Annotated in this window: 22 protein-coding genes; 14 read left to right on the forward strand and 8 right to left on the reverse strand. The window is 44.6% G+C overall.

Going from position 1 to position 22,879, the window contains the following annotated elements; genetic code table 11:
- Nucleotides 1-88: 88 nt before the first annotated feature.
- On the reverse strand, nucleotides 89-610 hold the full coding sequence (locus L2W36_RS24735) for an RNA methyltransferase (RefSeq protein WP_006069496.1): 522 nt from the start codon (nucleotides 608-610) through the stop codon (nucleotides 89-91).
- Between the two features lie 325 nt (nucleotides 611-935).
- On the opposite strand from L2W36_RS24735, the gene L2W36_RS24740 reads away from it, so the two are divergent.
- The 3 genes from L2W36_RS24740 to L2W36_RS24750 all read left to right on the forward strand — a co-directional run bounded on the left by L2W36_RS24740 (nucleotide 936) and on the right by L2W36_RS24750 (nucleotide 2,723).
- The gene (locus L2W36_RS24740; RefSeq protein WP_006069495.1) at nucleotides 936-1,469 is read left to right on the forward strand and encodes a YbhB/YbcL family Raf kinase inhibitor-like protein; all 534 of its coding nucleotides are present in this window, start codon (nucleotides 936-938) and stop codon (nucleotides 1,467-1,469) included.
- A gap of 18 nt (nucleotides 1,470-1,487) precedes the next feature.
- Nucleotides 1,488-2,267, forward strand: coding sequence for a helix-turn-helix transcriptional regulator (locus tag L2W36_RS24745; RefSeq protein ID WP_236111860.1), 780 nt, complete (start codon nucleotides 1,488-1,490; stop codon nucleotides 2,265-2,267).
- A gap of 99 nt (nucleotides 2,268-2,366) precedes the next feature.
- Nucleotides 2,367-2,723 (forward strand): DsrE/DsrF/TusD sulfur relay family protein, encoded by a 357-nt coding sequence (locus L2W36_RS24750; protein ID WP_038227068.1) that lies wholly within the window; start codon nucleotides 2,367-2,369, stop codon nucleotides 2,721-2,723.
- A 104-nt stretch (nucleotides 2,724-2,827) separates the two neighbouring features.
- On the opposite strand, the gene L2W36_RS24755 is transcribed toward L2W36_RS24750, so the two are convergent.
- Both L2W36_RS24755 and L2W36_RS24760 read right to left on the reverse strand, forming a co-directional pair.
- The gene (locus tag L2W36_RS24755) at nucleotides 2,828-3,295 is read right to left on the reverse strand and encodes a hypothetical protein (RefSeq protein ID WP_006069492.1); all 468 of its coding nucleotides are present in this window, start codon (nucleotides 3,293-3,295) and stop codon (nucleotides 2,828-2,830) included.
- Nucleotides 3,296-3,415: 120 nt separating this feature from the next.
- Nucleotides 3,416-3,841, reverse strand: a complete 426-nt coding sequence (locus tag L2W36_RS24760; protein WP_006069491.1) for a MarR family winged helix-turn-helix transcriptional regulator — start codon at nucleotides 3,839-3,841, stop codon at nucleotides 3,416-3,418.
- A gap of 97 nt (nucleotides 3,842-3,938) precedes the next feature.
- On the opposite strand from L2W36_RS24760, the gene L2W36_RS24765 reads away from it, so the two are divergent.
- The 4 genes from L2W36_RS24765 (at nucleotide 3,939) to L2W36_RS24780 (ending at nucleotide 5,934) form a co-directional block, all read left to right on the forward strand.
- Nucleotides 3,939-4,430, forward strand: a complete 492-nt coding sequence (locus tag L2W36_RS24765) for a DUF2798 domain-containing protein (RefSeq protein WP_236111840.1) — start codon at nucleotides 3,939-3,941, stop codon at nucleotides 4,428-4,430.
- Nucleotides 4,431-4,466: 36 nt separating this feature from the next.
- Nucleotides 4,467-4,772: a DUF3861 domain-containing protein gene (locus L2W36_RS24770; RefSeq protein WP_006069489.1), complete on the forward strand. Its 306-nt coding sequence runs from the start codon at nucleotides 4,467-4,469 to the stop codon at nucleotides 4,770-4,772.
- A 109-nt stretch (nucleotides 4,773-4,881) separates the two neighbouring features.
- Nucleotides 4,882-5,628: a nuclear transport factor 2 family protein gene (locus tag L2W36_RS24775; RefSeq protein WP_236111841.1), complete on the forward strand. Its 747-nt coding sequence runs from the start codon at nucleotides 4,882-4,884 to the stop codon at nucleotides 5,626-5,628.
- A 39-nt stretch (nucleotides 5,629-5,667) separates the two neighbouring features.
- Nucleotides 5,668-5,934: a DUF5062 family protein gene (locus L2W36_RS24780; RefSeq protein ID WP_031494115.1), complete on the forward strand. Its 267-nt coding sequence runs from the start codon at nucleotides 5,668-5,670 to the stop codon at nucleotides 5,932-5,934.
- Between the two features lie 49 nt (nucleotides 5,935-5,983).
- Here L2W36_RS24780 and L2W36_RS24785 read toward each other — a convergent pair whose 3' ends face one another.
- Nucleotides 5,984-7,732, reverse strand: coding sequence for an SgrR family transcriptional regulator (locus L2W36_RS24785; RefSeq protein WP_236111842.1), 1,749 nt, complete (start codon nucleotides 7,730-7,732; stop codon nucleotides 5,984-5,986).
- A gap of 278 nt (nucleotides 7,733-8,010) precedes the next feature.
- On the opposite strand from L2W36_RS24785, the gene L2W36_RS24790 reads away from it, so the two are divergent.
- Nucleotides 8,011-9,402, forward strand: coding sequence for a glycoside hydrolase family 1 protein (locus tag L2W36_RS24790; RefSeq protein WP_236111843.1), 1,392 nt, complete (start codon nucleotides 8,011-8,013; stop codon nucleotides 9,400-9,402).
- A 50-nt stretch (nucleotides 9,403-9,452) separates the two neighbouring features.
- Here the strand turns inward: L2W36_RS24790 and L2W36_RS24795 are convergent, their stop codons facing one another.
- From L2W36_RS24795 to L2W36_RS24810, 4 genes are all read right to left on the reverse strand, one after another.
- Complete coding sequence (locus tag L2W36_RS24795) at nucleotides 9,453-11,798, reverse strand: exo-alpha-sialidase (protein WP_236111844.1); 2,346 nt, start codon at nucleotides 11,796-11,798, stop codon at nucleotides 9,453-9,455.
- Between the two features lie 281 nt (nucleotides 11,799-12,079).
- The gene (locus L2W36_RS24800; protein WP_006069483.1) at nucleotides 12,080-13,081 is read right to left on the reverse strand and encodes a LacI family DNA-binding transcriptional regulator; all 1,002 of its coding nucleotides are present in this window, start codon (nucleotides 13,079-13,081) and stop codon (nucleotides 12,080-12,082) included.
- Nucleotides 13,078-14,124, reverse strand: coding sequence for a substrate-binding domain-containing protein (locus L2W36_RS24805; RefSeq protein ID WP_038221737.1), 1,047 nt, complete (start codon nucleotides 14,122-14,124; stop codon nucleotides 13,078-13,080). Before L2W36_RS24805 ends, L2W36_RS24800 begins: the two co-directional genes overlap by 4 nt.
- A gap of 89 nt (nucleotides 14,125-14,213) precedes the next feature.
- Nucleotides 14,214-15,629 carry a GH1 family beta-glucosidase gene (locus L2W36_RS24810; protein ID WP_006069481.1) on the reverse strand — a complete coding sequence of 472 codons (1,416 nt, stop codon included), beginning with the start codon at nucleotides 15,627-15,629 and terminating at the stop codon, nucleotides 14,214-14,216.
- Between the two features lie 393 nt (nucleotides 15,630-16,022).
- On the opposite strand from L2W36_RS24810, the gene L2W36_RS24815 reads away from it, so the two are divergent.
- The 6 genes from L2W36_RS24815 to L2W36_RS24840 all read left to right on the forward strand — a co-directional run bounded on the left by L2W36_RS24815 (nucleotide 16,023) and on the right by L2W36_RS24840 (nucleotide 22,857).
- Nucleotides 16,023-18,131 (forward strand): ADP-ribosylglycohydrolase family protein, encoded by a 2,109-nt coding sequence (locus tag L2W36_RS24815; protein WP_236111845.1) that lies wholly within the window; start codon nucleotides 16,023-16,025, stop codon nucleotides 18,129-18,131.
- Nucleotides 18,132-18,250: 119 nt separating this feature from the next.
- Nucleotides 18,251-19,501: an ABC transporter substrate-binding protein gene (locus L2W36_RS24820; RefSeq protein ID WP_006069479.1), complete on the forward strand. Its 1,251-nt coding sequence runs from the start codon at nucleotides 18,251-18,253 to the stop codon at nucleotides 19,499-19,501.
- Between the two features lie 76 nt (nucleotides 19,502-19,577).
- On the forward strand, nucleotides 19,578-20,663 hold the full coding sequence (locus L2W36_RS24825) for an ABC transporter ATP-binding protein (protein ID WP_236111846.1): 1,086 nt from the start codon (nucleotides 19,578-19,580) through the stop codon (nucleotides 20,661-20,663).
- A gap of 26 nt (nucleotides 20,664-20,689) precedes the next feature.
- Nucleotides 20,690-21,694 (forward strand): carbohydrate ABC transporter permease, encoded by a 1,005-nt coding sequence (locus tag L2W36_RS24830; RefSeq protein WP_236111847.1) that lies wholly within the window; start codon nucleotides 20,690-20,692, stop codon nucleotides 21,692-21,694.
- On the forward strand, nucleotides 21,684-22,520 hold the full coding sequence (locus L2W36_RS24835; RefSeq protein ID WP_006069476.1) for a carbohydrate ABC transporter permease: 837 nt from the start codon (nucleotides 21,684-21,686) through the stop codon (nucleotides 22,518-22,520). The genes L2W36_RS24830 and L2W36_RS24835 overlap by 11 nt, the downstream gene beginning before the upstream one ends.
- A gap of 163 nt (nucleotides 22,521-22,683) precedes the next feature.
- Nucleotides 22,684-22,857 (forward strand): hypothetical protein, encoded by a 174-nt coding sequence (locus L2W36_RS24840; RefSeq protein ID WP_006069475.1) that lies wholly within the window; start codon nucleotides 22,684-22,686, stop codon nucleotides 22,855-22,857.
- Nucleotides 22,858-22,879: the final 22 nt, after the last annotated feature.

Consider the following 22,879-nt stretch of genomic DNA (forward strand, 5'->3'; position numbering starts at 1 on the left):
AAGGTAATTGTTTTTCACATAGGATTAGTGAAAACAAAGCCCACCTTAGAAAGTGGGCTTTACTCAACTATTTGAGGTCTTGAAGTCGTCACACGGCGACTGTTTTCACCTTTAGACGATTCTTATTATCTCGATTGCTAATAACTTGTTGATGATCGTCGATCGGTCCTAACGACTTGGCCAAACGGTCATACAAGACAACATTGACGGTTGCCGCAAGATTCATGCAGCCATGGGTAGGCACATAAACCACATGGTCGGCTTTATCTACTAGTTCTTGTGGTAATGAGCCATCTTCAGGGCCAAATACATAAACGGCATTGTCTGGATGATTAAATGAAGGAAGCGACGTCGCGCCGACGGCGAACTCGACACAAACAACTGAAACGTTATCTGCGACGTCAGCCGTTAAGTCATTCATCTCAACCAGCTCAATCCGTTCATGGGTGTTTTGCGTGTCCGTTTGAAATCTCACAGCTCGGCTATAACGGGTTCCGTTATAACGAACTTGGGTTGCGTTATAGCACCCTGCTGCTCGCATTACGGCACCGACATTCGTTGGGCTCTTCGGATTGTGTAATCCGATAATGACGGTAGATTCTGTTGTCATTGATAGGGTTCTACTTGGTTTGTCAGATAATAAAAAGCGTACTTTGATGGCGCAGGATTATGCCATAGAAACGTTATTCGTGCTGTTTTTGGTGCGCGTCAATATCTAGTCACCGTTCAGAGTTAGGGGTCTTCCTACTACAACAATATCTTTCCTATACAACAAAAGTGGCACCCCAATTCATTTAAACCTCTATTGAGGTGTTTGCCTTTATCATTAAGTATCATAAAATTATTAATTACCGTTAACTTTGACACTTTTTGATAACCTGAAGTGTGAATGAAGGAATACACTTAGCTTCGAACTCACACAAAAGGACACCACAATGAAAGTATTTACTCCGTCAGTATTAGCGCTAAGCCTGTTAGCCATGGGATCAGCACACGCCTTTGAATTAAAAAGCAATGATATTCAAGAAGGCCATCCAATGGCTAAAACTTTTGAATATAACAGTTGGGGTTGTGATGGTGGCAATCAGTCACCGCAACTAACATGGAGCGACGTTCCAGAGGGAACAAAGAGCTTTGCAATCACCGCCTATGACCCAGATGCCCCAACCGGCAGTGGTTTCTGGCATTGGGTCGCCTTTAATATTCCAGCTTCTGTGACCGAGTTACCGCGAGGTGTGGACATCAAAAAACTAGGGGGGCAAGAATCTCGAATCGATTATGGTAGTGTTGGATTTGGTGGTGCTTGCCCACCGAAGGCCGATGGTATGCATCGTTACCAATTTACCGTCTGGGCGTTGCCAACAGAGAAACTCGATCTTAATCAGGACACACCATCTGCGGTTATCGGCTTTACGCTTAATAATATGGCGATAGGCAAAGCAAAACTGACTGCTACTTATACACGCTAACTTATTCAAGGGGGAATGATGAACCATCCATACCAAGTAACGTTATTTCGAGCCGAACAACTTCAACGACTCAGAAATGTGCGGATTCATTCCCCTAGTATTATTCAAATCATTTCTGGCAGTAAGCGACTTTTTTGGAAAGACAATGCCATGGATGTGTCGCACTCTCAATTGCTGCTTTGCGAAGCCTCTGCATCACTCAGCTTTGAAAACCTACCACAAAAAGGACGATTTCTTTCCAGAGTATTCAGTTTCCACTGCTTACCGACACAATCCATGTTAGAGACAAGCAGAAACCGTAGCCAAGAAGACGACCTACCACTCTTAGAGGCGACAAACGCCTTACAAGACATACTCAATGCTTTGTTTTCATTTGAACAACACCACATGAGTAACGCAACCCAGACTTTCTGGGTGATGGGGCTTTACCAACAATTAGCGGAATGCGGCGCGTTGCATCAGTTGTTCTCTGACTCAGAGGCTCGATTTAGTCAAAAACTGAGTCGCTATCTTTCCTACTCACCAAGCGAAGAACATGCCCTAGAAACCGTCGCACAACATTTCGCTATGAGTCGTGCTACTCTGATTCGTCGGTTAAAACAAGAAGGTACACAGTATCGAGAAGTGCTGGCAGAAGTGCGTTTAAACCATGCTCTGTTTTTAATCCAAAACGGCTCTTATAACGTCGCACTATTAGCCCAATCGTGTGGATATCAATCCGAGGGTCGATTCAGCCAACGCTTCAAAGGAAAATTTGGTTTATCACCTCGAGACTATATTAAGACAGTGGCAGTCTAAGCTTGCGAACAGAACCTATAACGTGATCCCATTAACCCTTTAATTTATGGGGTAATGTTACCCTTCTTACGGTTATTTTTTGCGAGAGGGAAAATTCAAATGCAGCAGGTCCTGATTATCGTCAATGATGCACCTTATGGTTCCGAGAAGCTCTTTAATGCCTTGCGACTCGCCATTCAACTCAATGAGCAAGACAGTCAGAACGTTAAGGTGAATCTATTTTTGCTTTCCGATGCTGTCACTGCAGTCTTACCAAGACAATCCCCGAACGAAGGCTACAACATACAACAAATGCTAGAGATAGTGATTGCCCAAGATAGTGAGGTCAAATTCTGCGGCTCTTGTATTCAGGCGCGTGGATTATCAGGACTTGATGTTATTGAAGGCTGTGAACTCGCCACAATGGATGATTTGGCAAATTGGGTATTAATGGCGGACAAAACAGTCAGTTTTTAGCTAGGTAATCATTCGGCTCTGAGCGATAGCTCTACCTAGCTATGCATTGAGAAGGCGCGACCACCTTCTCAATTCATATATAACTAAACTCTAAATGCCAGCAATTATTCGGCGTCTTGTTGCGGATTCTGTTCAGCGTTTATCTTCGCGTACGTGTGCAGCAGCTCAGTGAGTATTTTGACCCAGCCAAACGCATCTTGTGGCGGATCAATCAGCAGTTTTTCGACCTGTTCACAGTGCACCTCTAGGGTAATTGCCTGCTCTAAATTGAATGAGATGGCATAGAAATGCCACAAAACAAGTCGTGTCATTCGCTCACTGTTCTGTTTTGCATTTTCAGAATCATCAAATGCCTGTTGAATCTCGCTCAGAGCAATTGCCGTCATTCGCAACGTTGCGTCAAGACGGGCCGACATCATGCGCTCTTCGCTGTCCACTTCTTCTTGTTCAAAGGTAAACAGCTCACTCATAACATCTTCTGGCACCATTCGGCTAATCATTCGAAGGCTGAATTCTTCCAGTTCATGACGAGGCATGGTCACAAGGCAGTTAAAGGTGTAATCACGAAGCATAGTAAGTTGCTCTGGTTAACGATCAAATTGAACCGCGCATTCTAATCAGATTGCAGCAATTTTCCAATTTTTCCTATATTGCGGACCGTTTAGGTAACCCACACTATCAGGACTGCTACGCTAGTTTGTTAGGTTATCCGTCATCGCGTCCGCAACGGCAGCAAACTTGGCCAAGTCTTGCTTATCAATACCCGCCGTCATTTGAAGCAACATCGCTTTATCAATCTCAGCCACTTTACTCATGATGGTTTCACCTGCGGGCGTCAATATCAGGAAGTGGCTTCGCTTGTCTTCAGGGTTTGGTGCTTTCTCCAACAACCCTTCTGAAATCAACGTATTAATAAGCCTTGTAACCTGCGCTTTATCTCTACTTAGCAGGTTCGCAATATCAATTGATGTACAAGGTGCTCGCTTAGTAATGATCTTCATTACTCTGATATGCATCGGCGCAACATCGCAATCAAGGCTTTCAATTTGTTCACTCATTTGACGCTTCAGCGTATGGACGAGGCGGAAAATTGATTCAAGTGAGGTGTTTTCAGACATAGTGATCCTTAAAAATATAGTTGACATTATCAACCATCATATTTATAGTTGACATTATCAACTTAATTCTACGCAATTTCAAGACCGGAGAACCTAAATGACGACACAAACAATGACTGCTTCCCCTGTCACTAATGATGCAAGCACCCCTATCCTATATAAGGTGCTTGTCATTGTCAGTTTGATGACAATGATTGGAGGAACTCTAACAGGTGTGATGACTTACATGAATGTCGGCTTAGGTGAAACCTTTTACAGCGATTGGTTATCTTCATTTGCCCTAGCCGCTATCGTAATGATGCCTTTCGGGATGGTGATGATGACTTTACTTACTAAGCTAGCTAATCGACTGCTACCGTCAAAAAGCGCAACATTTCGCAACCTTATCGTTGGGATAAGTATGGCGGTCGTGATGGAATCGCTATTGGCTTTGGTTACCGCAGCCAACAACATTGGATTTGCTGATATGACGGTATTCACCAATGAATGGTTCAAAGGCTTTATTGCCGCACTACCTGTTGGCCTAACGATCATGGTCGTTATGTCAATGACAGTGAAACCTAAAATCGAAACCTTCTTAAAAAGCTAGACTTTAGAAAAATAATCCCCCCTACAGGAGCGCACTATGAATTCACTCAATAGTAAACACAACACTTATCGAATCACTATCGAAGAAACTAATACTAAAGCGGAACGCGAGCTTCAAACCATGACGTTTGAAATCGAGGATAGAGAAGATATGTTTGCCATTGTCGAAAAAATGAAGCAGTCGAGTGGACTGGATGAGCAAGCGGCGACTCGTCTTGGAGTCAGTATCCGTCTATTGGGTCCTTTGATGATGCAAGATCGTAAGCATCCGCTATTCTCTGACTTTATGCCACACTTCAAAACCTTCATGCAAAATTTGAAGAAGACCATTAAAGGACAATAGTCTTATCCTAGCCTCTCGGTAACGCGAGGCTTTTTGTTTCTCTCCTCATTAAATAAGATTCAACTACGCTTAATACTCTAACAATGACACTTTATTGACGGGGTTAGATATGAGCAAGAAGCTGGAAAATGCCACCAATCTATATATGGAAGGAATTCGCGATGGTCACGTAAGAGAAGCTGTGACCAAATATACAGGAATTCGTTATACCCAGCACAGTACTGGTGTCCGAAATGGAATTGAGGGTTTCGTGGAGTTTTTTGAGCCATTCATTGAACGCTGTCGAGTCAGAGATATCCAGATCATTCGCTCTGTTGTCGACGGACAATATGTTTTTGTTCAAGCTTATCAAGATATCAATAACGGCGAAGCTTATTGGCTCACAACTGACCTTTTCGACACCGACCAACACGACAAGATAGTTGAGCATTGGGACGTCATTTCTGCCTATCAAAATAGTCCGGATGACCAACTCGACCAGATCAGTGGGCCAACTGAAATCACTGATTTAGAGCACACCGAGTCCAACAAAGAACTAGTACGTCGCTTTCTTTGTGATGTAATGGTTCTTGGTCAAACGGAATCAATAGACAACTACATCACCTTTGACGATATTCCTATTCATGCCTCCTCGAACGTGGTTCACCCATCAAAACTCATCGGCGCTTACAACCAAGTATTTAAAATCATCGGACAGGGTGATACGGTGGTGGCGTACAGTCGCGTAATCCATCAAAAACAAGAGTATGCGCGCTTTGAGATATTCAGAGTGAGTAATGCGAAAATAGTCGAAATTTGGATCAATGAAGAGCCTGTTCCACCAAAGCATGAGTGGGTCAACGGCGGTAAATTCTAATCGCAGAACAGCACAGTTATCAGTGTACGAGGTAAACAGATGTCAAAAACAACCAAACTTGAGAACGAAGACAAGTTATTCAAAAAGGCATTGGAAGTTGGCTGCAAAATGGCAGCAATGCAGGGATATCCCATTCAGGATCAATCAGCGACACCAGCAACGAAAGCAAAAGCTCTCTATCACTTTCTCGTAGAAGTGAAACAAATAGTCCCTCTCCCGGAAGACAAAGAAGATGGACCTCACATCAAAAAACGACTCGCCATTTGGCTCCACAGTGCCTTACCTGACAATGATCCTCTGAAATAACGAATACGTCATGGAGCACTCTCTTTTTATAAGCTCCATGACATCTTCTCTATTGCTCTAACTCATCTTCTATCCAAACATTTCTAAAATCTGGCCACGACCAATCCGTAATGGATACTCCCTGCAACACTCCTTTCCAACGCAGTGTCTGTCTGTGGTGAAACAGCGGCGTGAGCCAGTTCTGATAATGCATCGTTGTGGCAATAGACTCTAGCTTCGCTAAATACTGAGTTACTTGGCTACTTTCACGAAGGCTGATCATTTCTGCCCTTAGCCACGCAGATGCATCGTCCGATAAACCTTGGTGTAAGATAGAATCTGACATCAACCATCGATACACAGAAATCGGCAAGTTGTCATCTACATTAAAACTGGCAATCACTAAAGGCTCACTGAGCTGACGGTGTTGCGACAACTTATGCATTTCTTCTAACGAGTAGACATTGATGGTGCAGTCTATACCCATTTGATTCAAAGTATGTTTCATCACCTGAGCACAATCTTTTATTACCAGATGGTCGTAGACTGCTATATCTAGACAACTTGGAAGCGATGCCGGCTCTGGTTGACAAGGTTTAATCTGTGTCCAACTAGGTAGAAAGTTGTGAGCTGGAATCGACGCCATTAACAGTTCTGACAATTGATCATGCTGTAATATCGTTTCAGGTGAGAGCACACTCGCCAACCAACGCCGCTGTGCGAGGGTTAACTGTTGCTGACTGGCTGTATTGAACAACATATACAGGCAACCATTTTCGATTCTGGTCTGGGTACTTTCCTGAACATCACTGCGGTTTTCTATTAAATAGTCAGGCCGATCTAGAAGATTAGGCTGATCATAATGACCTAACTGAATACGTTCACTTGGTGTATTGGCTAATTGCCAAATCGTCACAGTGTCGGTCAAAGAACGCAGACCAAAATAAAAGTCGTTCGCTTGTAACCTTAAACGCTCGTCCGATTGCTCAACGACTTGGAAAGCTCCAGAACCGTCTATGGTTGCTACTATGGGGGAACTGATTTGCTTAGGAGGTTGAATAGAATAGCGCAAGTCAGAGAGCAATGCTGCAAAGCCTAGATCTGGACTACTAAGTTCAAACGTCACACTTTGCTTTGTAAAGAAGATAGCCATCACATGCGACAGTTCTTCACGGTATTCTGGAAGCCCGCGCAATTGCTCAAATAGCTCTTTGATGAGTGCGGCGGTGATAACCTCACCGGAATGAAATTTAAGTTGCGGGCGAATATAAAAGCGCCAAATGGTAGCGTCTTCATTGCTGGTCCACGCGTGAGAGAGCTGAGGGGTCAACTGCCCTTCTTTGTCACACCCTGTCAAACAAGCATAAACCTGCCTTACTAAGAATCGCTCGCTGTTTCTCAATGGAGTGTGAGGCAACAGTTCATCGAATACGCGTTGATACGTTAGTTGAATATGCAGCTGATCTTCACGAACGATCGCGCCTGAAGTTTGGCGCAGTAAAGCGGCAAACTGCTGTTGGTCATCTTCGAGGAACGTCATCGCATTTTCATAGTATCCAGCTTCAATCTGCACTCGAGCTAATACTTGGCGAATTTCGGCACGTTCAAAAGCAAGGTGTATTACCGAACGCTGATTTCGCCCGACTTTGGGCTGCCAGGTAAGCCATTGTCGCTGTTGAAGCTCTTGCAACAAGGTGCGGCTGTGACGAGTCGTAGTACATAGTTTTTCTGCCACCTCAGACAGAGAAATAAACACATCACATTTGGTTCCTAGAGGCAGTAAACGTTCATAATAATGCAGTGCGCGTTGGTCTTTCATTTCATCCCTCAACTACAGAAGCGTGCTGATTTCGAAGCACAATCAGGAAAATTACGATACATTTTCTTCCTCATTTAAATCCCGCGACCTCTATTTAGCACTAAAATTCGCTAATAAACACATATTAAGGAAGATTATACAAAAACATTCACTCTTTTTTCATTCCTCATATTAATCAATACTAGGTCTATAGTAGTTTTACTTACAGATTGTTGCTTGCAGCAAGCTCATTAGCGACAAATCCAAATCAATAAAGCAAATAAGCTTAGAGGTTTCATATGACTCAATTTCCGGATAACTTTCTGTGGGGTGGTGCAATTGCTGCCAACCAAGTTGAAGGTTCTTATAACCTTGATGGCAAAGGACTCTCGACCTCAGACATGCTGCCTTCAGGCATTTTGAGTCCTCATCAAACTCGCGATGAACGTACTCCTGGTATCAAAGATCTTGCTATCGACTTCTACAACCGTTATCCAGAAGACATTGCGCTTTTTGATGAGATGGGCTTTAACTGCTTGAGACTTTCTATCGCTTGGACTCGCATTTTTCCAAATGGTGACGACACACAGCCAAACGAAGCGGGACTCGCTTATTACGACCGTCTATTTGATGAGTTAGCGAAGTACAACATGACACCATTCGTGACCTTGTCTCACTACGAGATGCCTTACGCGTTAGTAGAAAACTACGGCGGCTGGGGTAATCGAAAACTGATTGAGATGTTTGAACGTTACGTTACAACAGTGTTTGAACGTTACAAAGACAAAGTAAAACTGTGGCTGACATTCAACGAAATCAACATGTCATTGCACGCACCTTTTACCGGTGTAGGTTTGCAAGAAGATGCTACAGAACAAGAAATCTATCAGGCTATCCATCATCAGTTGGTCGCCAATGCCAAAGCGGTAAAACTGTGCCAAAAGATCGTTCCAGATGGCAAGATTGGTAACATGCTGTTAGGCGCGTTAAACTACCCGTACACGTGCAACCCTGATGACGTGATCGCAGCGATGCACGAAAATAACAAATGGCTCTTCTTCGGAGATGTACAAACTCGTGGTCAATACCCAGGCTACATGTTGCGTTACTTCCGTGAAAACCAAATTGAACTCGATATTCACGACGGAGATTTAGAGACCATCGCACAAGCGTCAGTCGACTTCATTTCGTTTAGCTATTACGCCAGCGGCTGTGCAAGTGCCGATCCAAAGCAAAAAGAAGTAGGTAACATCGTTGACAGTGTACCGAACCCATATCTGGAGAAAAGCCAGTGGGGTTGGTTGATCGATCCGAAAGGACTGCGCGTTTTGCTTAACTTCCTGCACGACCGATACCAAAAGCCGTTGTTTATTGTAGAAAATGGTTTAGGAGCAAGAGACGAAATTGATGCGAATGGCAACATTGAAGATGACTACCGCATCAAATACCTAAATGACCATTTAGTACAAGCGAGAGAAGCGATTGAAGATGGTGTTGAATTAATGGGATTTACTAGTTGGGGTCCTATCGATCTTGTAGCGAACTCCACCGCAGAAATGAGTAAGCGTTACGGTTTCATTTATGTCGACCGTCATGATGACGGCAACGGCACACTAGAACGTAAGCGTAAAAAAAGCTTCCATTGGTATCAAGAAGTGATTAAAACCCAAGGTAAATCACTAAGCGAATAACCAAAAAGAAAAAAGCCAGACAACTCGTCTGGCTTTTGTTTGCGCGCTTTTTAAGGCAGCGCCAACGCCTTTTGTTTTAGCAAAGTGACAGGCACTCGCAGTATACGCATATTGGAACTATTGGTTTCGACAATCACAATTGCTGTTTCAGCATCAAGTTGATAAATATCTGAATAAGCCGATGCACCTTCGACCAATTGAATTGGACCTTTCCAGCTGTTGCCCTCGTCAAAACTAAACCATAAACCTAAGTCTTGACGATTGCTCGCTCCAGACGGACTACCTTGGGGATTGGTGAACAGCAGATATCGACTACCATCCGCTTCTTCGAAGCGAGTAATTGAAGCGTCGACGGTTCCAGAGCTTATACCTGGGAAAACATCGGCATTGTTACCGCTGAGCATAGCCCATGTTTTACCGCCATCTTCACTCAAGAACTGTTGACGCGGACCGTAATTAACACCACTTACGGTCTTGTTAAAATCAAGGCGTGCAGTTAAGAGCAAATGACCATTATCTAGTTCAACAAGATCCGATTCACTCGGCTCAAGCGTTTCCAAACTGCTCGCACTCTTCCAACGATAAGGAAGCGGTAAGCTTGCCCCTGTTTGCCAGTTTTGACCACCGTCGTCACTGTACACAGACATGACGTTTAAGAAGTATCGGTCTAGTGTAATAGCGGGATATATTAGGCGTCCATTATGACTACCAGCAATCGCTTGCTGTCGTTCAAGCTGGATCCCGTGACCAGGCCCAGGGTTCACACTGGCGTGTCCGTAAAAGCTCATGGTATTGCCGGACTTCTGTTTACTCCAACCTAATTGTTCTAGGTCAGTCGTGGTACTCGCTGGATCTTGTTGAGCTAAATAAGCCGCATCTAGGCTAACCAAGGTCACGCCTGATTGCTCAAGAGCGATATCCTGTAGATGAATTCGGCCATCAACACTGCTGTCTGCGTTACCAAACTCCACAAGATTGCTACTCGACGTTTCACCTGACCAACTAGCCAGAGTATTGCCATCGACCAATAGAGACGCTTGATTACTCAGGGCTGAATAGGCAATTTGGTATTGATGAAAACCATACACATCACCACTACTTAGCGCGACAACAACAGGCGAAGACTCACCATTTAATTGCGCGGTAAGCTGTCCTGACGGGTCTACAGCAAACGTCACCACAAAAGTACGAGCTCCATCTGCCGCCTGTATTCGGTTAGCAGCACCGTCAAAGATTCGTAGTGTGGCATTCAACTGCCAGTCCTGATTACTGTTTAGAATGGCTGATTTACTGTAGAGCTCTGAACCTCCCCAACCTGCAATTTGATAGCTGTGCTCCTTCACTTGATGAGTCACATCCACCGGAGCCAGCCAATTTGAAGTAGCGATATCGTAGGTACTGTAGAAGACCCCGCTTGGCATCCATGACTTGATCTTATCGCCATTCTGCGCGGCGTCAGTCGGCCAACGGACATAAGAAACAATAACACTGTCAGACGCTGAATCGTAAATAGGACGAGGATCAGAGAAATCATAGTCGTCGTTAGCGTTGATCTGCTCGGTTAAGTTCAATTCAGTATTCCATGTCACCCCTGAGTCGGTAGAGACGCGAGTAATAATATCATTGGTGTTGGCGGTTGAACCTGGGTCACCTCCCCCCACTCGTTTCTCTGCAAAGGCTGTCACCACACCGGGTGTTTCTGTGCTCGCAACTAGAGATGGTATGCGATCGGGGCCGTTGAAAATCACATCGCCTTGCACTTCGAACTCTATATTCTTGTATGCTGAGACACCATCGGTATAGGTTGAGCCGTTACCCCACACCAACATATTTTGTGACGTTGGTGAAGGAGATATCTGATCGAGAATTAGCTGTCCATCGAAGTAAAAGCTCGCATTAGGGTTATCCCCCGGGTGAAAGACCAATTCGTACTTATGGTAGTCCGTTGCCGCCGCGCCTGTCGCCAGTACAGTAGTACCACTTCGACCTTCAAACTCCACCACCAGCTCACCAGCACTGTTTATGGATAATATTGGCAACACACGCTGACTGCCATCGGCGTAATAGTTGGTGATCATGCCACCACTAACCACGCGCATTTCAGTCGATAACCTCCAGCCGTAGTTCGTTGCTTGACTCTTTAACGCGTCAGATAACACCGTTTTCCACTGTGCTCGTCCGCCTTCACCTTGAGCGACCCATGCTGTTACCCCATCTACTGTTGATAGCGCACCACTACCACTTTGGCTATGATCTGCAATCCAGCCTTGTTCACTTGGCTGATCTTTGACGGGGTCCGTTGTTGCCATGTAATCAAACAGCTCTGCGTTTGCCAGCGGAGCGGTACCTATTGCCATAACGAGCCAAACTGCTTGTCGGTTTTTCCTAAAAACCATATTTGTTCCCTTCTGTCTAAATCCAAACTAACTCATAGTGTTACTTTGCGACAACGACTCGACAACGCTCTGAATCACAACAAAGTAGGCCTGAATAAAAAACTGAGTGACGCAAAATGGTCACTAGCATGTCATACAGCCTAGTTTACTTTTGCATTAATAAAAATTTACTTCATCGATCAAGTTCTCAAAAAAATATATTTTCATTTAATAACTAAAAGGACAATAGTAACGTTTAGAAGGTAACGAAAATGCGCCCAGATCCACTAAGGGCGCACCAATTAACTGTGTGCTTGAGTGCTGTCTCGAATGATAACTTGCACAGGGGGGATGTCGTAATTTGGTTTATTGCCACTGATAAGATCGAGTAGATATCTGACACCGATCTCACCCATTTCTGCAAATGGTTGGCGTACTGTAGTTAGACGAGGAATGTAGTATTCATCAATAGGAAGGTCATCAAAACCAATTACCGAAACATCGTCAGGGACTCGTAAACCATACTGATGCAATGCTTGAATTACGCCAAACGCACTATGATCATTAGCTGCAAATATTGCAGTGGGCTTGGCACCGCCCTTTAATGCAGTCGTAAGGTTTTGGAAAGCATTTCTTGATTCAAAGTGACCGTCGATAACCATACCGGGTTCTGCCACTAACCCTGCATTTTTCAGCGAGCGCAAATAACCAGCAATACGGTTCTCAGAATCAATATTGCCACTTGGTCCCGTCAAATGCATGATTTTCTTATGACCTAGCTGAACCAAATGGTTAGTGGCAAGATATCCCCCCATTTCATTATCAACGTTTATGAGAGGCAAAATTCCTTTACCTCTACGACACATCAATAATGTCGGGATCTTCCCTGTTAGTGCTGCGATATCTTCTTCTGCCAAATCACCACCGACAACTATAATGCCATCCACTTGCCGTGAAACCAGATCTTGAAGCTCGTGACGTTCACGGCTTTGTTCCCAGTTCGTGGTTTCGATAATAATATCGTAACTGTGGTTACGCATTCTACGATCCATGCCATATAGGATGCGGCTTACATAAGGGGTATCAAATGAAGGTGCAACAACACCGATCTTCATGTTCCGCTTTGTCTTAGGCTGGGCTTTACGACCTTTAGGTTTAAAACCAAGGTCAAAGATAGCCTTTTCGATGGTGTCGACTTTGTCTTTAGCGATGAAGGTCGTTCGATTTAAATAACGTGAGACGGTGCTTGGCGAAACGCCAGCTTTTCTAGCAACGTCGTATATGGTGGCTTTTTTCTCTTTCATATGGCCGATTTCACCGCATTCCTTTGTGTACTATTTCGGACAATTACCTCCACAGGAGGGACTTGGTAGTTTGGCTTAATTCCACTAATCAAATCAAGAGCATAACGTATCGCAATAGATCCCATGATTTCGAGTGGCTGTTTAACCGTGGTGAGTTGTGGAATTAGGTAGCTGGAAAATGGCAGATCATCAAAACCTATGAGTGAAATGTCATCCGGAACAGAATAGCCTTTTTGATGTAATGCCTGAATTGCTCCATAAGCGCTTTCATCATTAGACGCGAAGATAGCCGTAAACTCAATCCCTTGCTCTATTGTCTCTTTAACCACTTCAAGCGACTGCTCTGACTTAAATTCACCTTCAACAATCAACTCATCCAGCACTTCGATTCCCGCTTTTTCCAAACTGCGTTTATACCCGACTACCCGCTCGTCAGAATCGTTATTACCGATGGCTCCGCGAAGATGAAGGATTCTGGTGTGACCTAACTGAATCAAATGATTGGTCGCTAAGTACCCACCAAGCTCATTATCGACTAAGACTTGAGGAATACCGGTAATGCTATCTGTAGGAGCTAGATAGACCGGACTTCCCAGTAGTAACACCGGCGTTTTGCCAAGGATCGTTTTTACTTCAGCATCATTGAGGTAGCTACCAATTAACACAATAGCATCGGCATTTCGCTGCTTAAACTGTTTGAGGATTTCAGTTTCGCGGGCTTTATTCCAATGGCTCGTTTCAACAATGATCTGGTATGAGTGGTTGAGCACAGTACTGTCCATGCCCTTTAATATTCTTGCGATATGTGGACTATCAAATGATGCAGCGACAACCCCAATCGACATACTGCGCTTGGTAATAGGTTGCGATTTTCGAGGTTTACTCTTGAACCCAGACTCAAACATCGCTTCTTCGATAGCACGCACTTTATCTTTAGCAATGAAGCTGGTTCGATTTAAGTAACGAGAAACAGTACTTGGAGAGACACCCGCTCGTTTTGCTACCTCGGTTAAGGTAACTTTGCTTTCCTTTTCTTTTTTCATGGTTCTACCAACATCAGCGCCCATAAAAAAAGCGCCTAAACATAGACGCTTTATAACTTACTCGAAACGGCAGGGTCAAACCGAGAGCGTTAACAAGTATTTCGGTTAAAGTCGCTCGGTTTCATCCAGCCTTGCAACGCACTCGTCTCTCCTAATGACGCGCCATTTGATTCGATCACTGACTTATACCAAAGTGCAGATTCCTTAGGCGTTCTCTTCATCGTTTCATAATCAACGTGAACCAAGCCGAAGCGCTGCTTGTAACCTTCCGCCCATTCAAAGTTATCGAGTATTGACCATTGGAAGTATCCCATGATGTCGACACCATTCGCGGCCGCTTCTTTCAAACCTAATAAGTAACGATGTAAGAAGTCGATGCGAGTCGTATCATGCACTCTACCGTCTAAACTGACCCAATCATTGGTGCTAAGTCCATTTTCGGTGACAATAATCGGCTTGTTATAACGCTCATACAAAAATTCAGTGCCCCACTTGAGTGCTTCAGGCGTAATCGGCCAATCGAAATGGGTCTTAGGATAGTTATTCGGATACTCCACAACTTCTGGTGTCCCATCGGCTGCTGCACGTACCATTTCCGAGCTGTAGACATTAATTCCAACAAAATCCAGAGGCTGACAAATGGTTTCCATATCACCAGGTTTGATAATAGGTGCATCAGCGCCAAATAATGCCAATCCATCCTCTGGATATTCACCTTTGAATGCAGGATCCATCCACCAGCTCGCGTTAAACATTTCTTTATTAATAACATTAAAGGTATGCGCTTTTGCAGCTGCAATATCTTCTGGGCTGTTGGTCATAGGTACAGCGGTTCGGAAACAAGGTGCTGCCCCTACCTTAGCTGGACGTTTCGAATTCGACCGAATCACTTGTACCGCTTTACCGTGGGCAAGTAGTGCATTGTGCCACGCACGATTCACTTCCTTCGCAGGGAGTTCAAGACCAGGGGCATGCATTCCGGTTTGGTGGCCAAGCCCAATGAAACATGCTTGCTCATTTAACGTAAACCAGTTTTCCACTCGATCAGACAAACGGTCGACAATCACTCGAGTATATTCAGCGAACCAATCGCTAGAGTCATCATTTAACCATCCACCTTTGTGGAACAGCGCCATCGGATAGTCCCAATGAAATAACGTCACCCAAGGTGAAATGCCTTTAGCAAGCAACTCATCTACCAAACGGTCGTAAAAATCCAACCCTTGAGTATTCACTTTACCAGTTCCTTCTGGCATCACCCTTGGCCACATAATGCTCAATCGATACGCTTGTAGAGCGATTGACTGCATGATTTTTACGTCTTCTTCATAGCGATTGTAGTGATCGCAAGCCATAAATCCTGTGTTTCCACCCTTTACGAATCCATCACGGCGAGAACACATGTCCCAGACGGAATCTGCACAGCCATCAACACCTTGGGTATTACCTTCAATTTGATAACTGGCGGCAGCAGCCCCCCAAATAAAATCATCTTTGAAAGCCATCGTTTCTCCTTAATCTCATCTGCTTTGGTTTGTGTGACTTACAACACTTCACGCTTGCTTTGTAATCACTCAAGGCTAAACAAATTAATGTGCTAATTGAGTGATATCTGTCTCACTACTTCTGCTGCAGATTTTATTTATATCGAAACCATGAACCATATTTAGAAATACAACCAAGCTATGAAATATCTTTTTATTTTTCACAATTTAACTATATCAATCAAATAGTTATAATGAAAAATATTTCATGCCCGTTAGTTTTATAAATTAGACATGGTGGATTAGATCACAAAACATCTCATTATTGTTCGTTAGCATAAATTTAGAAATTCACTCGCTGCATGTTTGTCATGTCCATATTCAGTCGGATTTATATAGAGACCATAAGCAACAATGAAATTAGATAATACATATTACGAAAAGCTGTACGCTGGAATCTTAGGCAAGATAATTGGAGTGTATGCAGGACGACCTTTTGAGGGTTGGGTTAACGAGCATATCGTTGACCAATTCGGTGAGATAAACCGCTACGTCAACGAACAAGTTAACCATCCTCTTATCGTCAGTGATGACGACATTACCGGCACCTTTATGTTCACTCACGCTTTGGAAGATCATGAGTATCGCTCTGACTTTTCTAGCCAGCACCTTGGTCAATCTTGGCTTGATAATTTAATCGAAGGAAAAACCATTCTTTGGTGGGGTGGCTATGGACAATCGACCGAGCACACTGCTTGGCTCAATTTAAGAAATGGGTTTGAAGCACCGCATAGTGGCTCAATAGAAACCAACGGAAAAACCGTCGCAGAACAAATAGGCGCACAGATTTTTATTGATGGCTGGGCACTCATCAACCCTGCAATGCCAGATAAAGCCGCGCAGATGGCAACTGAAGCAGCTAAGGTTAGCCACGACGGTGAAGCCGTTCACGCCGCAGTTCTACTTGCCGTTATGGAGTCTCAAGCGTTTATTGAAACCGACTTGCACGCTCTCATCGACCTCGGCTTGAGTTATATCCCCAAAGAATCGAAAATTGCTGAAGTCATTAACGCTGTTCGTGGCTGGCATGAAGAGAATCCACGCGATTGGAATTGGGCATTTTCGCAGCTTAAAACTCACTATGGCTACGACAAGTTTGACGGCACTTGTCATGTAATTCCCAACCATGGATTAATCATTTTATCTCTTCTTTACGGAGGTGAAAGCTTCCACGAATCAATGAAAATTGTGAATACATTAGGTTGGGATACCGACTGTAACGCGGCGAACGTAGGTTGTCTCAACGGTATTCGATTAGGCTTAGCCGCTCTTGATGATGGCTTTGATTGGCGCACACCAGTCGCGGATAGAATTCTTCTTCCAAGTGCCAATATTCAAGATCATATTTTCGATGCAGTTCAAGAAGCCGATAAGCTCTACGCGATCGCTCATCAATTACATCATAATGAGCGCCTACCTAAACGTCCTAGATTCCACTTTACGCCTAAAGGGTCATTGCAAGGTTTTGCTATTAACCCTGACTTGAACTACAACCAAAACGCACGCCTTAGCAACAGTGAGCAAGCGCTGCGACTGGACTTCTCGCATTTGGTATGTGGTGTACCGTTGCAAGTGAGTACCGCAACACATACGCCACTTGATAGTAAAGTAAACGAATCGTCGTACCACATAGTTGGCAGTCCTACACTCTATCCGTCTCAAACTATCGAAGCGAGCGTGTCAGGTGCAACCGATTATGACCACGCCAGTGTCAGTTTCTACGTCGACGCTTACGACAGCCAAATGAACGTTGAACGCATTTTTAGTGAACCATTCACCTTGTCAACGCAACCACAAACTCATCAATGGACCCTACCAAAACTCGATAACGTAATGATTGCCACCGTTGGACTGCAAATTAGTAACCCTCACTCAGGAAACGATGCTGGATATATCAAGCTGCATTCATTGGACTGGCAAGGCACACCATCGCAAACCATAGGCATTGATAGCAACCCAATCCATGAAATATGGGAAAGCAGCTTTATCAATACTATGGATACCTGCATCAAGTTCGACAATCAAGATATCTACCGCTTAGTCAATAACGACGCGTCTCACCCTGGCCTCTACGTATACGGCAGTAAAGATTGGCACGACTACTCTTTATCCATCGCGCTTAAGCCTCAGATAAAACAAGCTTTTGGTCCTATAGTTCGCTACCAAGGGTTGGAACGTTACTACCGAGTCGAACTCAATACGGATGATCAGATCTCATTGATACGCAGAGAGTTTGGCAAAGATGTCGTTATCGCCATAGAGCCATTCCAATGGCAACCACACGAGCGCTATCACTTCGACCTTTCAGTGAACGGCAATTTGTTTGCTTGCTCGATTAACGGCAAACAAGTTCTGACGTCTATTGATGAAACCATGCCTGACACCTATCAGTCTGGCGGTGTAGGTTTTTACAACCAATTAGGCCCTGTGCACTTCACGGATATGACGGTAGTCGCACTCTAGAACAAACTAACGCTTACCTGACCTAGCGACCAAATTGGTCGCTAGCATCAACCACAAAGTGACTCAGCACTAAAGAACAAAAACTGAGCGCTTACCCTAATAAGAAAAGAGATAGAGCAATGAAAACAGCATTAAAATACTCCAAACTTGTCTCTGCTATCGCGCTAGCAACACTGTCTGGCACAGCATGGGCGCAAACGACGCTAAATGTGGCAGCATTTGCAAACTACGACCAGGCAATTCGTATGGCGATCCCGATGTTTGAAAAAGAGAATCCAGACATCAAAATCAACCTAACCTCTTTGGCATTCGATGATCACCACACAGCGATGACAACCTCACTGTCAACGGGTGCGAACGTACCCGATGTAATGGCAATTGAAGTGGGCTATATTGGCCGATTCGCCAACGCAGGCGGCTTGGAAGATCTTAATCAACCACCTTACAACGCAGGCACATTTGCTGATACTTTCTCACCATTTACAGTACCTTTAGGCCAAAACAACAAAGGCGAGCAATCAAGCCTACCGGTTGATATCGGCCCGGGTGCGATTTTCTATCACAGTGAAGTATTGGCCAAAGCTGGTGTGACCCAAGAAGAACTGCTGCGTGACTGGGACTCATTCATTGAATCTGGCAAGAAAATCAAAGAGAAAACCGGCTCCTACCTTGTTGCAGACGCGGTGGACATTAAAGATATCGTTATCCGCTCTGGTCTAAAAGATGGCGAATCTATCTACTTCGATCAAGACAACAAAATCATGGTCGAGTCCGATCGTTTTAAAGAAGCTTTCAAACTCGCAAAACAAGTGCGTGATGCTCATCTCGATGCGCAGGTAAAGGCATGGAGTACGGAGTGGACCGAAGGTCTGCGTCGCGGTGATATTGCCAGCCAGATGATGGGCTCTTGGCTTGGTGGGCACTTTAACGGCTGGATCTCTCCTGGAGAAAACGTCTGGCGCACCGCAGACCTTCCTGCTAATACATTTGCAAGCTGGGGTGGCTCATTCTTGGCAATTCCAAAACGCGCGGACCATAAGGATGAAGCATGGAAGTTCATTGAATTCATGAGTCAACGTGTTGATATTCAAATGGAAGTGTTCGAGCAGCTCAATATCTTCCCTTCTCTTATCGAAGCGCAAAATTCCGAATTTATGGAACAACCTGTTGAATACTTAGGTGGAACTCAAGCTCGCATGCAGTGGAAACTGGCCGCCGCCAACATCCCTGCAATTAAGGCACATCGACATGATCCTATTGCCGAGCAGATCGTCGATGACGCGCTTCAATCGGTACTGACTCGTAATGTAGAGATCGATAAGGCGCTATCAGATGCCGCGCGTCAAATTAAGCGCCGCGCTCGTCGTTAATCCCGTTTCATCAATTTTTAAGACATCCTCCTAGCGATTGCTAGGAGTGATGCTCGATTTAGGTAAGTAGAAAACTATGGCTTCTGTAACATTTAAGAACTTAAAAAAGCGCTACGGCAAAACTGAAGTCGTTAAGCAGTTTGATCTGCATATTAACGATGGTGAGTTTGTCGTATTTCTGGGACCATCTGGCTGCGGCAAATCCACGACGCTACGCATGTTGGCAGGATTAGAAGAGATTTCTGAGGGCGAAATCTATATCGGAGACCGCTTAGTCAACGACCTTCACCCAACTGATCGTGATACCGCCATGGTTTTTCAAAGCTATGCCCTTTACCCACATATGACGGTGGAGCAAAACATCGCATTTCCTCTTAAAATGGCTGGTCGCAGCAAAGATGATATCAAACAACAAGTTGCTGCCGTAGCTGACTCCTTGGAACTCACTCCGTTACTCAAACGTTATCCAAAAGCCTTATCCGGTGGACAAAGACAGCGCGTGGCGATGGGGCGAGCGATGGTACGTGTTCCCTCTGTCTTTCTGTTTGATGAACCACTGTCTAACCTTGATACCAAATTAAGAGGCAGCATGCGCGCTGAAATCAAAGCGATGCATCAGAAGTTAAAAACGACAACGCTATACGTCACTCATGATCAAGTAGAAGCCATGAGTCTTGCCGATCGAGTCGTGATTTTAAAAGATGGCTATGTGGCACAAATTGGCACACCTAAAGAGATTTTCGACGCACCATCGTGTCGTTTTGTCGCCACCTTTATCGGCAGTCCTGAAATGAACATGATTCCCGCGACTATGCCTCACTCACGTGGTCTGAATATCAGCAATCAAGTTGTTGAACTTGACCGCTGCCTGCACAATTCACATGAAGGCATCGAGTATGGTGTGCGTCCAAGCGATTTGTATCTTAATAAACAAGCCATTGAGTCAGACAACATTGCCAGCGTTAAAGTACGTTTAATTCACGCTGAACTTCTTGGATCTATGTATCACTTACACTGCCAGTTAGGTGACAACAAAATTCTTGCCGAAATCGATTCGTCAGACTCCCTCACTCGACTTGAAGGTGAAGACATCGAGCTGTTTTTCGATGCTAAACGAACACATGTATTTAATGCCGAAGGCAAAGTTTTACATGCAGCCTAATCGAGTATCGTTACAGGAAGTCCAACATGTCTGTTAGCATAACCTCTACCAATAAACCCAGTGAAAACACTGGTACTTGGCATCAATGGCGAGCCAAGAGTCATAAATGGGTACCCTACCTGTTTATTAGTCCATTTTTCATTATTTTCTTAGCATTTGGTGTGTTCCCAATGCTGTTCTCTCTCTACCTTTCCTTTCATTATTGGGAGCCAGCGGCTGGTCTCAGTGCGATGGAATGGGTGGGTTGGGAAAACTACCAATTTGCGCTTACCGACGATTGGTTCCACAAATCGCTCTACAACACATTCTGGATGGCACTGGCATCAGGCGTTCCACAACACTTAGTCGCCATACCTCTGGCTTTCTTCATCCATACCAGTTTTAAGCGTGCCAGAAATGGAGTCATCGGCGTCTACTTTCTGCCTTACATTACTTCAACCGTTGCGGTGGCGATGATCTTTACTACGCTATTTTCACGAGACTATGGCTTAGTAAATATGGTCCTTACCTCTATAGGTACTATTTCCATTGGCGGTATAGAGCCGTTTGCATGGTTCTTCCCAACGCAAAACATCGACTGGAATCAGCCCGAATATACTAAAGGCATGATTTCATTCGTGGTGTTTTGGCGTTATGTGGGTTGGAATACCATTCTCTACCTCTCAGCGATGCAAACTATTCCAAAAGACCTGTATGAAGCTGCCACCATTGATGGGGCAAGCAGAATAAAGCAGTTCTTCTACATTACGCTGCCAATGCTTAAACCGATGATGTTCTTCGCGATTACGCTGTCGATCATTGGTAGTCTGCAAATTTTCGAAGAACCCTTCATCATTACCAATGGCACGGGCGGTATAGACCAAGCCGGTAAATCTGCGGCTATGCATATGTACATTACTGCATTCCAAGAAGGTGATTTTGGTACTGCCTCCGCGATCTCTTGGATTCTATTTATGATTATTGCCGCTCTATCTTGGGGCAACAACAAACTGTTCTCTGAGAAAAACCGAGGAGCAAACGATGAAGACTAATTTCTCCGCAGGACAAATCACCGCCTACAGTTTCGTCGCCTTTGGTGCGATCGTTATGTTAGCTCCGTTCTACTTTATGTTTGTTTTTGCGACTCACGATAATACGGCCATTATGTCGGTGCCGCCTCCACTGTGGTTTGGTGACGAGTTAGGCAACAACTTAACCGCGCTCATTGATTACTTACCCTACTTTTGGAAAAACTTAGGTTGGAGCTTCTACATTGCTGCTATCACAACAGCCTTGAACCTGCTGTTTTGTTCACTTGCTGGCTATGCATTTGCTATGTTTGAGTTTCGATACAAAAAGATGTTGTTCGTGTTCATTATGGGCACACTCATGCTACCCGCGTTTTTGAGCATGATTCCGACCGCTTTAATCATGTCGATTCTCGGTTGGATGAATACGCCAAAAGCGCTCTATGTCCCTATGGCATGTGGGGCGATGGGCATCTTCTTGATGAGACAATATATCGGCAGCGCCATTCCAAGAGAGCTGATTGAAGCGGCGAGAATGGACGGTTGTAGCGAGTTCGGAATTTACTGGCGCATTGTTGTGCCATTGATCAAACCTGCGTTGGGTACGCTGGGTCTTGTGGTATTCATTGGTCAATGGAATAACTTCATGGGTCCACTGGTTGTTATGAACGATATGGAAATGTACACCGTTCCGCTCGCGTTGCGTGCGTTGCAAGGTAGTACCGGACTGGTTCCTTACGGCGCAATTTTCAGTGGTGTCGCTATCGCCGTGCTACCGCTAATGGTGATGTTTGTAATCAGCTCTCGTAAGCTTATCGACGGTTTAACCGCAGGAGCCGTGAAAGGTTAATCCTACCTAGCTGGGCGCTTAATACCAAAGCGCCCTTCGTTCTGTCCTCTGCCGCTCAATTCACCAGCAACCAAATTTCATATGGTTGTATAGCCATCTCTTTCAATCTATAGTGTTTGCTTATAACTACAATATAAATGACCCAAGGATTAGGAGTGGTAACATGAAAAAGTATCAAGCACTATTGGCAATGGGCGCTCTTATAGTGATCGCAGGTTGTGCACCATCAAATGAATATCGCAATAACCAAGAAATTGGCAACAAAATGGAGCAAGACGCTCAGCGTGAAAAAGAGATTTGCACTGCGTTAGGCGATATTAACTGCGCTCAGCAGTAACCAATTCTACCCTCTTACACTC

Source organism: Vibrio sp. McD22-P3 (assembly GCF_021568915.1).
Classification (GTDB): domain Bacteria; phylum Pseudomonadota; class Gammaproteobacteria; order Enterobacterales; family Vibrionaceae; genus Vibrio; species Vibrio mediterranei.

What these genes read in the sequence shown, in the direction of transcription:
- L2W36_RS24735 (WP_006069496.1), bottom strand. Translation starts at nt 610, where the DNA reads ATGACAACAGAATCTACCGTCATTATCGGATTACACAATCCGAAGAGC.
- L2W36_RS24740 (WP_006069495.1), top strand. Translation starts at nt 936, where the DNA reads ATGAAAGTATTTACTCCGTCAGTATTAGCGCTAAGCCTGTTAGCCATG.
- L2W36_RS24745 (WP_236111860.1), top strand. Translation starts at nt 1,488, where the DNA reads ATGAACCATCCATACCAAGTAACGTTATTTCGAGCCGAACAACTTCAA.
- L2W36_RS24750 (WP_038227068.1), top strand. Translation starts at nt 2,367, where the DNA reads ATGCAGCAGGTCCTGATTATCGTCAATGATGCACCTTATGGTTCCGAG.
- L2W36_RS24755 (WP_006069492.1), bottom strand. Translation starts at nt 3,295, where the DNA reads ATGCTTCGTGATTACACCTTTAACTGCCTTGTGACCATGCCTCGTCAT.
- L2W36_RS24760 (WP_006069491.1), bottom strand. Translation starts at nt 3,841, where the DNA reads ATGTCTGAAAACACCTCACTTGAATCAATTTTCCGCCTCGTCCATACG.
- L2W36_RS24765 (WP_236111840.1), top strand. Translation starts at nt 3,939, where the DNA reads ATGACGACACAAACAATGACTGCTTCCCCTGTCACTAATGATGCAAGC.
- L2W36_RS24770 (WP_006069489.1), top strand. Translation starts at nt 4,467, where the DNA reads ATGAATTCACTCAATAGTAAACACAACACTTATCGAATCACTATCGAA.
- L2W36_RS24775 (WP_236111841.1), top strand. Translation starts at nt 4,882, where the DNA reads ATGAGCAAGAAGCTGGAAAATGCCACCAATCTATATATGGAAGGAATT.
- L2W36_RS24780 (WP_031494115.1), top strand. Translation starts at nt 5,668, where the DNA reads ATGTCAAAAACAACCAAACTTGAGAACGAAGACAAGTTATTCAAAAAG.
- L2W36_RS24785 (WP_236111842.1), bottom strand. Translation starts at nt 7,732, where the DNA reads ATGAAAGACCAACGCGCACTGCATTATTATGAACGTTTACTGCCTCTA.
- L2W36_RS24790 (WP_236111843.1), top strand. Translation starts at nt 8,011, where the DNA reads ATGACTCAATTTCCGGATAACTTTCTGTGGGGTGGTGCAATTGCTGCC.
- L2W36_RS24795 (WP_236111844.1), bottom strand. Translation starts at nt 11,798, where the DNA reads ATGGTTTTTAGGAAAAACCGACAAGCAGTTTGGCTCGTTATGGCAATA.
- L2W36_RS24800 (WP_006069483.1), bottom strand. Translation starts at nt 13,081, where the DNA reads ATGAAAGAGAAAAAAGCCACCATATACGACGTTGCTAGAAAAGCTGGC.
- L2W36_RS24805 (WP_038221737.1), bottom strand. Translation starts at nt 14,124, where the DNA reads ATGAAAAAAGAAAAGGAAAGCAAAGTTACCTTAACCGAGGTAGCAAAA.
- L2W36_RS24810 (WP_006069481.1), bottom strand. Translation starts at nt 15,629, where the DNA reads ATGGCTTTCAAAGATGATTTTATTTGGGGGGCTGCTGCCGCCAGTTAT.
- L2W36_RS24815 (WP_236111845.1), top strand. Translation starts at nt 16,023, where the DNA reads ATGAAATTAGATAATACATATTACGAAAAGCTGTACGCTGGAATCTTA.
- L2W36_RS24820 (WP_006069479.1), top strand. Translation starts at nt 18,251, where the DNA reads ATGAAAACAGCATTAAAATACTCCAAACTTGTCTCTGCTATCGCGCTA.
- L2W36_RS24825 (WP_236111846.1), top strand. Translation starts at nt 19,578, where the DNA reads ATGGCTTCTGTAACATTTAAGAACTTAAAAAAGCGCTACGGCAAAACT.
- L2W36_RS24830 (WP_236111847.1), top strand. Translation starts at nt 20,690, where the DNA reads ATGTCTGTTAGCATAACCTCTACCAATAAACCCAGTGAAAACACTGGT.
- L2W36_RS24835 (WP_006069476.1), top strand. Translation starts at nt 21,684, where the DNA reads ATGAAGACTAATTTCTCCGCAGGACAAATCACCGCCTACAGTTTCGTC.
- L2W36_RS24840 (WP_006069475.1), top strand. Translation starts at nt 22,684, where the DNA reads ATGAAAAAGTATCAAGCACTATTGGCAATGGGCGCTCTTATAGTGATC.